This is a genomic window from Silvibacterium acidisoli, from assembly GCA_022870745.1.
In the GTDB taxonomy this organism is placed as follows: domain Bacteria; phylum Acidobacteriota; class Terriglobia; order Terriglobales; family Acidobacteriaceae; genus Silvibacterium.
This window is the reverse complement of sequence record CP085323.1, coordinates 4,910,612-4,924,051: the sequence shown is the minus strand read 5'-3', so window position 1 is coordinate 4,924,051 and position 13,440 is coordinate 4,910,612. Positions and strand designations below refer to the sequence as shown.

At 57.8% G+C, this 13,440-nt stretch carries 6 protein-coding genes; 3 read left to right on the top strand and 3 right to left on the bottom strand.

Annotated features, from left to right (window positions below):
- Positions 1–41: 41 nt before the first annotated feature.
- Positions 42–1,415: a hypothetical protein gene (locus LJD29_RS20210; RefSeq protein WP_446743382.1), complete on the bottom strand. Its 1,374-nt coding sequence runs from the start codon at positions 1,413–1,415 to the stop codon at positions 42–44.
- A 207-nt stretch (positions 1,416–1,622) separates the two neighbouring features.
- On the opposite strand from LJD29_RS20210, the gene LJD29_RS20205 reads away from it, so the two are divergent.
- Complete coding sequence (locus tag LJD29_RS20205; RefSeq protein ID WP_446743381.1) at positions 1,623–5,078, top strand: TonB-dependent receptor; 3,456 nt, start codon at positions 1,623–1,625, stop codon at positions 5,076–5,078.
- A 103-nt stretch (positions 5,079–5,181) separates the two neighbouring features.
- On the top strand, positions 5,182–7,191 hold the full coding sequence (locus LJD29_RS20200) for a beta-L-arabinofuranosidase domain-containing protein (protein WP_446743380.1): 2,010 nt from the start codon (positions 5,182–5,184) through the stop codon (positions 7,189–7,191).
- Between the two features lie 59 nt (positions 7,192–7,250).
- On the opposite strand, the gene LJD29_RS20195 is transcribed toward LJD29_RS20200, so the two are convergent.
- Together LJD29_RS20195 and LJD29_RS20190 are read right to left on the bottom strand one after the other, a co-directional pair.
- On the bottom strand, positions 7,251–8,147 hold the full coding sequence (locus LJD29_RS20195; protein WP_446743379.1) for an RluA family pseudouridine synthase: 897 nt from the start codon (positions 8,145–8,147) through the stop codon (positions 7,251–7,253).
- Between the two features lie 82 nt (positions 8,148–8,229).
- The gene (locus LJD29_RS20190; RefSeq protein ID WP_446743378.1) at positions 8,230–9,663 is read right to left on the bottom strand and encodes a hypothetical protein; all 1,434 of its coding nucleotides are present in this window, start codon (positions 9,661–9,663) and stop codon (positions 8,230–8,232) included.
- Between the two features lie 538 nt (positions 9,664–10,201).
- Here LJD29_RS20190 and LJD29_RS20185 point away from each other — a divergent pair.
- The gene (locus LJD29_RS20185; RefSeq protein ID WP_446743377.1) at positions 10,202–13,438 is read left to right on the top strand and encodes a TonB-dependent receptor; all 3,237 of its coding nucleotides are present in this window, start codon (positions 10,202–10,204) and stop codon (positions 13,436–13,438) included.
- Positions 13,439–13,440: the final 2 nt, after the last annotated feature.

The window sequence follows — 13,440 nt, the reverse complement described above, 5'->3', positions numbered from 1 at the left end:
GATCCAGCTCAGTTTCAATGGCGTCCTGCCGGTGGCGTCATTTACTTCATCGTTCGCCAGGCGAGAATCTGGCTGCGAACTGCGCTAGCGCCCATGTTGTGGGTTTCGAGGAGCAGTTCGAAATGGGGCAGCGTGCCATCGGAAAGGCGGATTTTCTGGATGAAGGGAAGCAGGAGTGTGTCATCCGAGACGAAGTCCATTGCAGCCTGCGTTCCGGACATGCCTGTGCCTTCGAGCAGCAAGGCGTTGCCATTCCCGCCCAGGTTCGGCAGAAAGGCTACAAGGCCATAGACTCGGTGCTGCGGATCGTCCGATTTGGAGTCCCACCGCGAGGGCTCGCCGGGGCGCGGGTTACGATTACGGACGGAAAAATCGCCCATGTAGTCGTCTTCGAGAATGAAGTTTATGCCGGGATGAAAGAGCTCATCCCATGGATCTGCTTCGCGGGAACCGAGAAGGATTACGTCTCCTGCTTTGAAATCGTCGGGTCGCAGGTCACGTGCATAGCGCACCGTAATATCGCTTCCCAGGGACCGCGCCCGATCCTTGAGATGAAGGATCATTTCCAGATCGACGATCGAGGTGTACCGGCGATTCGCCAGGTTCAGGAGCCATTCTTTCTGTGGAACCGCCGGGCCGATCCGGTTGGCGCCATCAGGTCCCGCACGGTATCCGCCGTCCAGATAGGCGCTGAGATTTACGTCCTGCCCGGAAGCGCCGTGGTAGAGCACCAATCCGGAGTCAGGCGCTACGACCAGGGTCGGCTGACTGTTGCGGAAGAGGAGGCTCCAGAAATGGTGCGACGCAGGAGTTGCCGCCGAAATGGAAGGATGGCGATCGTAGATCCACAACGTAGCCAGCAGCAGGGCCAGCACAACGCACAGCGCCGGAGCAAACCACCGGCGGAGCGAGCTCGCGGAGCCCGCACTCACTGGCGTGTGAACCGGAGCTGCCGGAGTCACGGCATCCAGCAGCAGAACCGCAGGCGGTTCTGACGATGCCGCTGCCTGCGTCTCGAACACGGGTACATATCCCCCGCGAGGAATCACGATTCGGACCGGCTCGTCTGCACCCTCATGCTGAAAATAGAGGTCAAGACGCTGCCGTAAGCGGCTTGCCTGGCTGCGCACAATTCCATCGGCCGAAGAGTCGTAGCCCGCCGGCCTTTCAAAAACCTCGTGACCGATACGCTGCTCGTTGATTTCGGATTCGCGGCCCTTCAGTGCGAGGTCGCAGATGTAGGTAAGCAGTGTGCTTAGTCGCTCGCTGCGGGCAAATGTTGGAGATTCGACGATGCGACGCACCAGTTCACGCCGTGCTGGTTCCGACTCGGCGGTGCTTGACGCAACTGGTCTTCGGAAGCGCGCGTCGGGTGTGCCGCGATCTGTAGCGGTGTCAACGAACAATTTGCTCACTGTCGTTGCACATTTAACCATGCACTCATGAACCGCATGTCAATCTGGATGCTCGGAGCAGCCTGCATCATGACACATGAAGCCCAGGTAAATGGCTCATAACAAAGTGATTCGCAGCTGATGCGGTCAAGCACCAGTGAATTGTCTGTGAGTGTCGTCCGGCTCCCTGCTACTTCTGCATCATCCGGAATTTTTAAGGAGCCAGTGGTGGCAAATCCTGTACGAAATCGAAATAGCCTGAAGTTCCTCGTTCTTAGCCGGGGTCTTGCTCTTCTCATCCTGTGCATCTTCGCGGCGGGTTCTACCGCGTTTGCGCAATTTACCGCCGGCGTGCAGGGAAGCGTCCGGGATGCAGCGGGAGCCAATATCCCGAACGTTCAGATGATCTTGCTGAATATTGCGACGAAGGTGCAGCAAAGCGGCACCAGCGATGCTTCGGGCGTTTACCGCTTCCCCAATCTTGGGCCGGGAGACTATGAAATCTCCGCATCGGCCAATGGCTTTCAGCGTACCCAGGCGCAGTTCACACTTACCTCCGGCGAAGTCCGGGACGTGTCGTTGACGCTCAGCGTGGGCAGCAGCACGACCAACCTTGTGGTCACGGCACAAGCGCCCCTGCTCGATACAGCGGACAGTCGCGAATCGCTGACGCTCAATCAGTCTTCGCTCCAGAATCTGCCGTTGGCGACCCGGAATCCCATGTCTCTGGTCGGGCTGGCCCCGGGCGTCACCGGTATCCAGGCGGCGACCACGACCTTCAATCCGGAGACGACGAACCATTACAGCTCGGGTGGCAAGGGAGGCAATGCGAACACCTTCATCGTCGATGGCCTCGATGTGGACAGCGACATCGGTGAGGGCGTGACCAACCTGACTCCGAACGTCGATGCCCTGTCAGAAGTAACCGTACAGACCAACGTCTACAACGTGGACTATGGCAAGTCGAGTTCGATTGAAACGGTAATGTCCTCGCGGCCGGGCACGACCGAGTATCACGGCTTTGCCAGCGGTTACTACGCAGACCAGGATCTGAGCGCGCGCGGAGAGTATGGGGTCCCGGCAGGGCAGCGGGTTTCTCCGTTCCATACGACGGCTCTCTCTTTTGGCGTCGGTGGACCGATCATTCCGAACAGGCGGTTTTTCTTCTTCGCGACCCTGCAGCCGTACTTCTCCTCGACTCCAAATGCGGCGCTGACCGCGGTCGGTGCTCTCGCGCCCAATAGCGGCAGCCTGACGTATGAAGATCCTGCGTTTGCAGCCTTCGCGCAGCAGGTAATGCCGAATACGCTCGAGACCTCGCTTTTCAGCAAGTATCCGGTGAAGAGTGTGGTTTTTCAATCCTCGAAGACGGCGCAGCAGGTTTTCGGCGCGCAGAATACGGCGGCGAATACGGGCTGCGGAACGCCGAGCACCGACAACATCCCATGCTCGATGCCGGTCTATGACCAGGGCATCTTCAACGCTTCAGCGCCGAACACCTCGTATCAATACAGCGGACGTGTCGATAAGGTATTCGACAGGGACCGCATCTACGGCATCTTCTTCCGGAACACGATCGTCAACCAGGCGCCGAGCCCTCGTCCGCAGTTCACCACGTCGAGCAACCTCTACACCTTCTCGCTGCAGGGAAACGAGACTCATACCTTCTCGACGCAGCTGCTGAATGAAGCCTTCTTCGGCTACAACCGGATCGAAGGCTACACGCCGAATAAAGGTTTGTTCTACGTTCCGGTGACGAACGTGACTGGGCTGGGTGTCGGCTGGGGCGATGCGAATCCGTACGAAGATTACATCCAGCATGGCTACCACTGGCGGGACGTGGCCACCTACATCCGCGGCAATCATGAATACAAGATTGGCTACGAAGGGTGGCACGGCGACGATCTCGCTTACTTTGCGGGAAGGTACAGCCAGCCGATCTTCACCTACACCAACATCATCAACCTGATTAATGACAATCCTTACACGGAAACGAATATCGCCTTCAATCCGGTGACCGGGCAACCGGTTGCGGATAACTACGGATTCGCGAAGGGCTCGGGCGGTGCGTTTGCCGAGGATAACTGGAAGCTGACGCGCAGACTCACCATTAATTACGGAATCCGCTATGACAACTTCGGCAACGCTTATCCCGCGCTGGGGCAGACGGTGCTGGCCAACTTCCATCCCGCTGCCGCTTCCACCTTCGCCGAGAGTATCGCCAACGGCGTATTCACGCAGCAGAGTCATACCTTCGCGCACGACCTGAACTGGATATTCAGCCCACGTGCAGGCTTCGCCTATGACCTCTTCGGCAAAGGGGAGTGGGTGGTGCGCGGTGGTTTTGGCGTGTATCGCGATGAGTTCACGCTGGGCAACCAGGAGAATGGACTGATCGCCAACCCGCCGGGACCAGTGCGTCCGACCTTCAAGAATGACGGTTCGACGCCTGCGCCGATCTATTCCTTCGGTACCTCGAATACTTATCCCTTCGGCTTCACCTATCCCAACTTCACAGGCGAGCCTTTGGACGCCAAGGGGGGCCGCGTGGGTGGCGGCTTTACCACTATCGGCATCGATCCCAACCTGAGCATGCCGCACGTGCTGAATTACACGCTGACCCTGGAGCACTCGCTCACCCGCAGCCTGGTCGCGAGCATTGGCTACCAGGGTTCGCATTCCGGCAACCTCATCACAAACGGCGGCAATCTCGCCGCGCATACCTACGGCAATGATGTGAACGCGTACGCAGGAGATCTGCTGCAGCATCCCAGCTTCGCGGCATCCGGCAAGTACAGCGGCACAGGAGTTCAGGATCGCCTCAACACCAGCTTTGCCGCCATCTCCTACGCAACGAACGGGCCGACGGGCAATTACAACGCGTTGATCGCGGCGATCAAGGGACGCTTCGCACGACGCGGATTTATCACCGCTTCCTATACACACTCCAAGGCGATGGACGACTGGGGAAGCTATCCCACGGCGGCCCCGCCCTACAACCAGTACTACTCGCCCTCGCAGTACAACGTGCCGAATGCGTTTTCTCTTGGGTGGGCGTATGATCTTCCCGGCGAAACGCTCTCGAATCGCGTGCTGCGCCGCGTCGCGGGCGGATGGACTCTAAGCGGGGTCACCAGTCTGCAGTCCGGCACACCGTTCACAGTCCAGAACACGAACCCGCTCGCGGTGAGCGCAACCGGCACCGATGGAGTGGCGATCACGTCAGCGAATTATGCCTCCGAACTGGCTGGCGGTCATCTGCAGTATGTCCCGACCAGCGGCGACTACAACGCGGACGGTAATAACACTGACTACCCCAACGTCACCAGCTATGCGCAAAAGCACAGCAGGAGCGACTATGTGGTTGGTCATGGAATCTTTCCCGTATGTGCGGGCGGGGCATTGCCCTGCGGCAACTTCACCCTGCCCCAATTCGGCAACGAGGGCAACCAGACGCCAAACCGCTTTCTGAATCCGGGCTACGCCGACACCGACCTGACCCTGAAGAAGACCACGGCGATCACCGAGCGCGTGAATGTCGAGTTCCGTCTCGACACCTTCAACCTCTTCAATCGCGTGAACCTGATGCCGGTCGATGTCAAGCTGCAGGATACGACCTTTGGCCAGTCCACCAGCACTTACGCGGCGCGCAACATGCTGCTGGGCGCGAAGGTGAATTTCTAACTCACGATGGATGCAGCGCGGGACCGGTGTATGCCGGTTCCGCCATGCACCACGCCTGCCTGTATTCGCCCTGACATTTGCATATCAAGTTCCTGGAGTCCCTTTGTCTTCTCAATTTCCTGCACATATTAACCGTCGCCGCTTTCTGAAAAGCCTGGGCGCGGCTGCCGCCTCCTCTGCAGCGCCTTCTGCCTTTGCATCGTTTCCCGCGCCCGGTTCTGTTGCCGTATTCCCGGCAACGTTCACACTGCTTCCTCTCGGCAGCATTCGGCCGCGCGGCTGGCTCAAGGATCAGCTTCGTATTCAGGCCGATGGCCTCAGCGGACATCTGGACGAAACCTGGCCCGATGTGGGCTCAAACAGCGGATGGCTGGGAGGCACGGGCGAATCCGGCGAACGCGGGCCATATTTTGTCGACGGCCTGGTTCCGCTCGCATACCTGCTCGATGACGATCGCCTCAAGGCAAAAGCCCAGAAGTTTATGGAATGGGCACTGCGCAGCCAGCATGCCTCCGGCGCCTTCGGTCCGGCGTCGAACGATGACTGGTGGCCACGCATGCCGATGCTTAAGGCTCTGGCGCAGTATCAGGAGGTTACCGGCGACGCTCGCGTGATGCCAATGATGCAGCGATACTTCGCCTACCAACTTTCCGCGCTGCCTACGCGTCCGCTCAAAGCCTACTCCAGGTTTCGTTGGCAGGAGCAGGTGTTGACCGTTCTGTGGCTCTACGATCGCGCTCCCGACCCTTCATTGCTTGCACTCGCGCATCTGCTGCGCGCGCAGGGATACGACTGGCAGGCGCAGTACGCGCACTTCCGCTACACCGAACCCACGACCGCGGCCCGCATTGCGGCGCTCTCCGTCACGCCCGGCTTCGAAGAGGTTCGCATGGCCACGCACGGCGTCAACAACAGCCAGGCCATAAAGACCGGCGCGTTATGGTCGCGCGTCACGGGATCGGAAGCAGACCGGCAATCGGTACTGGATATGATCGCCGAGCTCGATCGCTATCACGGCCTGCCAAACGGCATGTTTTCCTGCGACGAACACCTCGCGGGACGAAGCCCCTCGCAGGGTTCGGAGCTGTGCTCGGTTGTTGAGTATATGTACTCGCTCGAGCAGGCGCTCGCCATACTTGGCGAAGCCTCGCTGGGAGACCGCCTGGAGAAGCTCGCCTTCAACGCACTGCCCGGCACCTTTACTGACGACATGTGGGCGCATCAATACGACCAGCAACCTAACCAGGTGGAGTGCAGCCTGCACCGCGAACCGTGGATGACGAACGGTCCGGAATCCAATCTTTATGGACTCGAACCGCATTTTGGCTGCTGCACTGCGAACTTCAGCCAGGGATGGCCGAAGTTCGCGGCAACTCTTTTCATGCAGTCAGCGGATGGAGGCGTGGTCGCAGCCGCATACAGCCCATGCGAGGCACGCATCTCGCTTCAAGGTACAGAGATACACGTCGTCGAGGAGACCGACTATCCATTTCGCGACACAGTAAGGCTCGCCATCAATCCGTCGCGCCCCCTGCGTTTCCCGCTGTTGTTGCGCATCCCCGGATGGGCCGCCGGAACCGTGATCACAGTGAATGGCAGCAGGCATGAAGCCGGTACGCCGGGCCGCTTTGCCCGCATCGAGCGCGAATGGCGGCGCGGAGATATAGTCGAGCTCGTATTCCCGATGCGTCCTCGCATCCTCACCGGCTTCAACAATTCAGTGTCGGTGGAGCGAGGCCCGCTGGTTTTCTCCTATAACATCAGCCAGGACTGGCTCAAGCTGCGCGATCGCGGTATGACGGCGGATTGGCAGGTCTATCCGGGCTCGCGTTGGAGCTACGCGCTCAAAGTGGATAGCGCCAAAGAAGCGCAGGACATCTCCGTATCTGAATCGCCGCTGTCCGATCGCCCCTTCACTGCCGCGCAGGCGCCCGTCAGTCTGCACATGGACGCGAAACTCCTTCCATCCTGGATGGCAGTGAATGGCAACGCTGAAACTTTGCCTGAGAGCCCGGTCTCCAGCGGGGAGCCTGACGAGACGATCACGTTGGTTCCATATGCCGCGGCAAAGCTACGCGTGACGTCTTTTCCGTCTTTCAAAGACAGCCAGTGAGATGGGAAACGTGTGCCTATGGTGCAGATGGCAAGAATACCTTCGACCCTGCCGCAGGGCTATTCGTGCGACGAGAATCCAGGCGGCAATGCCGCCTCAAGACGGATCGGTTCTCCGGTGATGGGGTGCTCAAAGTTCAGAAACTGTGCGTGCAGGAAATATCCTCCGTCGCCAGGGAGACCGGGGTCGTCTTCAAGCGGCTGGCCGGCGATGCCATACAGAGGGTCTCCGACAAGTGGATGGCCGATGGACGCCAGATGGATTCGGATCTGGTGTGGGCGGCCGGAATACAGGGTTACCTCAAATGTTGTGGTGCTCTTAGAGCGTGCGACCACCTTTGCCAATGACTTCGACGGTTTGCCACCCGGGCTTGCCGCCCAAACGGAACCGAGGCGGGGGTGAGGTACGAGACCGATGGGCGTAAGAATTTCGTAGATATCCTGCCGCGCGACGTTTTGAGCCAGTGCCCGGTAGACCTTTTGAATTTTGGCTGTGTTCCAGTTCGCGGTCAAATTTGAAGCTGCCTGCGGAGTCCTGGCGAAGAGGACGATACCGGAGGTGCCTCGGCCCAGCCGGTGGACAGGGTTTGCGTCTGGTGTATGTCTCTGCACCAGGTGCAGAAGGGTGTTTTCCATGAAGCCGCCGCCGGGGAGGGTGGGCAGCCCGCTGGGTTTGTTTACGGCTAAGAGATAAGGATCATCCAGCAGGACTTCGAAGGACTGAGGTGTTTCGGGCTCGATCCAGGGTGGCCGGTTCCACACAAGTCTCTGGCCAGACATGACAGCTTCACTTCCATCGGCGGTGATGCCGTTGAGAGTGACTTCGCCGTTGTTCAGTATCTGTTGCCATTCCTGCGGACTCGAGTGGGGGTAGAGGCTTGAGAGGTGTGAAAGCAGGGTTTGCCCATCGTATTTGCTGCCGATGATTGTGTTGTAGGCATAGCCCCGATTGAGCATGTCCTTTGAGTGTAGGCCATCGTGCCCGCCGCGATTGAAGTAAGAGGTATAGGGGAGCTGGGTGTCTAACGTTCTCTCATATTCAGGGAAGAATATGGCAGGTCACGACATCTGTCTCTCTCGAAACTCCTGCCATGGTCTGTGTCCGTAGCAACATCTCGAAATGGCGGGGAGGGCCTGAGGGGACGATTCCGCATTTCTGTACGGCATGAGAAATGCGTGGAAGGTCGGTCACGAAATCGCCTGCTGCCGTCGTTGCTTCGCCATTCGTTCCGGCGAGTAGAAGGATCTGGCCGTTCTGGTCGGGATTTTGAATGAAGGCGATGATCGCGAAAGAGTAGCCAGTCCCGCCTCCGTTCGCGCTGGGCGCATAGATTTCCTGCTCGTGGGGACGCGCATGGAGGTTACGAATGAATTCCGAGCCTACCTGACGGTCAAAGACAAATCGGAAATTCAGCTTGTCCTGAAAAAGGGAGAACCATGGGTTGGAGCGTGGACTGCCCAAAAAAATGAAGTTATCGTTGTTTTTCAAAAAGGACAGCTGAAAGTTCCGTGACGCCTGAACCTCGAGCTTCCTGGAAAAGGTTTGTGCTATTTCAGCAATCTTCGCAGTCATCGGAGCGTCCGGAGCAGCCGCGGAGCTCTCCCCCGACAGAAGAAGCTTGCTGATGCGAACCTCTTCCGGTGTGAGCTTGTCCGGGTCTGGAACATATCGATGATTCGCGTAATCGGAGAGAGTTATATCTGTACGGGTGACCCCCTGAACTGCGTCAATATTGGGGTCGCTTGTCACCACATGGGTCGCGGACGATGCATTGAAAAGAGCTGACCACGGAAGCACTGAAAAAGCCGAGGGAGTTGGCGCGTGGGTCAGGGAATGGATCCACCACCCTAAAACGGCTGCCATGATCAAAAGTACTGCCGTCAGCCATAAGGACCGTTTCTTCGCAGGAGCGACAACTACGGATAAAGTCTCAGGAGCTACTACCACGGAGGCAACTTCGACGGGCGCTGGGAAAACTACCCGGGGCTCAGGCGCCGGAATGACCGCATCCGCAAGCAAAATCTCTTGTGACGGCTGTGGTTCGAGCGGGCTATCCGCAATGGCATCGACCGGAGACTTTCGATGGATCCGCGGAACGTAGGAGCCAGAGGGAAGCTCAATGCGGAATTCACCGTCGGTTCCGAACCAGCCATAGTGTTGCAGCAGGCGTTTGCGGACGTCGGAGGCCGTTACTCTTACGATCGCATCTTCACCCGTATCGTAAGACGGCTTTCGCTTGAAGAGCTGGACGCCGATCAAGCGCTCTTTCAGCTGGGCGAAGTCACCGGCGATCCACGTTTCGACGACAAATTCGAGGAACTGGCCGCTGCGATGGCTCCCTCTGAAGGCGGGTCCATCGACGATTTCTTTCAGAGTTCTTCGCAGCGTGACGAGGTCTTGCTCAGACCTGATGACTGCTGCGGCCTCCATATCCCGTTCGACCGTTTGATCACTGACGAGTGCGCGCTTCAACTATGATCTACCCTTCCTGCTACGCACCTGGTTCGAATACGAAATGTGCTGAACGAATTAGTTTTTCGTTTGCAGCCCTGTTCAATGCCGCTGTAGTCCCGGCTATCCATTAAATATTCCGCGTGAATTGACTGTCAAGGCATGGGGGTGTCGACCCTTCTCGCCTGCATAAAAAATGCTCTGCGCCGCCTGCCCGTATCTACCGTTAGCTTGCTTTCGATCATGCTAAGGTGTTGTTTTTCAGTGAAATACAGATACGTTAGGATTTTGTGTAACCTTGAATCTGTTGCTTCCCGAAGCAATCATTGGTTGCGCCAGAAAGGTGCTTTCTTCAAGGCCTCTACGAGAGTACGAAAGGCCGGATGAAAGGACGCCGAGTGCCTGGCTATAACGCAAAGATCGGTTTTAACCGCCTGAGCAAAATACGTAACCACTAACCACTTTTGGGGGTTCTTCGGTGAGCATCGCATCATCGCAACAACAATTAAGACAGCTTCCCGGTAAAGGGAAACAGTCGCTATCTGGCGGCCCGATCTCCGTGCTGCGGCTTTTTATCCTGATGGCCGTCGCCTGTATGGCTTCTCTAGCGGCTTATGCCCAGGGAGCGACCGCGAGCATCAGCGGCATCCTTTCTGATTCCACCGGTGCGGTCATTCCGGGAGTGACGGTTACGGCGCAGAACACCGACACCGGGTTGAAGCAGACCGCTGTGAGTTCATCTTCCGGTGTGTATTCGCTCGCGCCTCTCCCGCCTGGAAATTACAAGGTTGTGGTGGACCAGCAGGGATTTGCCCCCTATACCGTGCTGAGGACGCTGGCGGTAGGCGAGGCAGCTTCTCTGAACATCGGCCTGAAGGTGGGTGGCGCGGAGCAGAGCGTCACCGTGAACGAAGGACAGGTGCTGATCAACACCAGCAATTCGGAGATCAGCAACACTATCAACCAAAAAGAGATCACCCAGCTGCCGTTGAATGGACGCGATCCGGCCAGCCTGATCTTTTTGTCACCCGGCGTGCAGAATGTGCTGAATCAGGGTGGCGTAGGCACGCTGCCTACCAGCAACACTTTCCTGACGGAAGTAGGCGGCTCGGGCAACGGCCTGCCGCAGGGAAGCACGTTCGCCATGCTCGACGGCATCCCGAACATGGATACCTACGATGGGCTGATGCAGCCGTTTCCGAATCCCGACTCGACGCATGCCTTCCAGGCAGTGACCGATAACTACAGCGCGCAATTCGGGTACTCGCCGGCCGCCGTCATCAATATTCAGACCAATAGCGGCACCAACAACCTCCACGGCAACGTCTTCGAGTTCCTCCGCAACAACGATCTGAACGCTGCAAACTGGTTCAGCGGCGCAGTCGACCAACTCAAGCAGAATCAGTTCGGCGGCTCCATCGGCGCCCCTATCATCAAGGACAAGCTTTTCATCTTCGCCAACTACCAGGGAACACGTGCGAGCGAGGCGACAGAGACCAATAGTTCCTACACCCCCACCGCTGCCATGTTGCGGGGCGACTTCAGCGCTCTGCCGATTACTTTGAGCGCGCCGTTCGCCACTGTGAACGGCGTGAAGAATCAGATCAATCCCGCCATGTTTAGCCCGGCAGCAGTGACGATGGCACAGGAGACCCTGCCTCTTGGGCAGGTCGCTTCCAGCGGCCTCGTTTACTTCGCCGGCCCTCAGGTTCGAGAATCGCAAAACGAAGGACTGCTGCGCCTGGACTACACGATGTCCGACAAGATGCGCTTCTTCCTGCGCAGCTTTATCGCCCAGTACGATAATCCGGGCGGACAGGTGCCGGGAAACATCCTGGCTGGCGTCACTGGCCAACGAGGAATGTTCTTCAACGAAGAGGTCAGCAACACGTGGCTGCCGACACCGAGCATGGTCAACACGGTGAATGTCGCGTGGACCTATTTGAATGTGTGGCAAGGAAACCAGGTGCTGACCAAGTCGGGCACGCCATTCTGCCTTTCGCAGATCATCAATGTCGCGGATCCTGATGGATGTTACCTGCAGGCGGCTAACGCTGGTTTTAATGTTCATGGTGGTACGCCGAACGAGAATCCCAGGACCACATGGTGGATCTCAGACGATGCCATGAAGACCTTCGGCGCTCACACGCTCAAATTCGGCGGCAACTTCGCGCACCAGTATTCGAACAACCTGACCACCTGGCCTGCTCCGCCCAGCGTCCAGTTCAGCGGCCAGTTCACAAACTATGCGAACGCTGATTTTCTGCTGGGGTATGCGAGCAGCTATTTCCAGGGAGCGGCGCAGTACACGCAGATGGTTGGAGTACAGTTCGGACTCTACGCGGAGGATCAGTATCGCGCTACCAACAAGCTGACCCTGACTGCCGGCATTCGTTGGGATCCTGACTGGGCTCCCACGGCGGTGAACGGTGGCGCGGGATTTTCGCCCGGACAGCAAAGTCAGCGTTATCCTAATGCTCCGACTGGGGTCATCTTCCCTGGAGATCGTGGGTTGAATTCCACGTTGCGCCGGTCCAGCAACGCGTACTTTGAACCGCGCATTTCGGTGGCATACGCTGCAACCTCCAAGACTGTATTTCGCGCTGGCTTCGGGCTCTTCGACGCGCCGATGTTCTGGGCCTTCTACAATCACACGACCGGCGTCGCTCCTACTGATCCTTCTTATAATATTTCGGCCACCGCAACCCAGCCCATTCCCTTTGAGAACCCCTGGCAATCGTTTGGCGGCAACCCCTTCACGGCGGCCACACTTGTACCGCAGCCGAATCTGCCGGCCTCGCAGGCGATTTTTCTGAAGCCGATGTCCCTCGGGGCAGTCTTTTCGCCCAACCTCCGGTTGCCGGTTACGCAGACGTGGAATGCCTCGGTTGAAAAGCAAATGACACAAGCCCTGGCACTGCATGTGGCATACGTCGGTAGCCAGACATATCATCAGTCCGCGATCGTGGATCTCAACCCCGGTATCTTCGCGAATGACAGCAACCGGACCATTTATCCAAACTTCTCAAACATCACGCAAACGAACGATGAGGGAACATCCTCCTACCACTCCCTGCAGTTGGGCGCGACCGTGCACGACTATCGCGGCCTCACCGTGGACTCGCACTTCACCTGGTCTAAGGCGTTTGACCTGAGTGATTCAGGTAACACGGCCTGGCATGGTGGGCTTGGCAATCCGTTCCCCGGTGCAGCCAACAAGCGTTTCAACTACGGCATAGCGGGTACCAATATTCCTTTGGCCTGGGTGTCGTCGGTCGTTTACGAAACTCCGAAGCTGAGCGGAGAGAACGCGCTGGTAAGGACTCTTGGCGGATCCTGGGAAGTCAGCGGAATCGGGACGCTGCAGTCCGGGTATCCGTTCTCGATCTGGGGCGGAAACGGTGGAGACAGTTCGGGATCGCTGCAGTACGGAGATCGTGCCGATAGTGTTGCCGGCCAGTCTTTCGGTGTGCACCAGGGATCGAAGGCTCAGTGGCTTAACCACTATTTCAATTCGGCCGCCTTCGCTCCCAACCAGCCCGGAACCTTTGGCAATACGGGCAAGAACCTTCTCAAGGGACCTGGTATGGATTCGTGGGATATCTCAGCGATGAAGAACTTTGCGGTTCGTGAAAGATATAACCTACAGTTCCGCTGGGAAATGTACAACGCGTTCAATCATCCCAACTTCGGATTGCCCGATAGCGGGGTCACCGATCCGAACTTCGGACAGATTACTTCTATGGGCCCGGTTGCACCTCGTGTAATGCAGGCAGCATTGAAACTGTCGTTTTAACA

Bases quoted from the DNA above. Each gene is read 5' to 3' on its own strand.
- LJD29_RS20195 (WP_446743379.1), bottom strand. From the start codon at position 8,147: ATGCTCAATCGGGGCTATGCCTACAACACAATCATCGGCAGCAAATAC.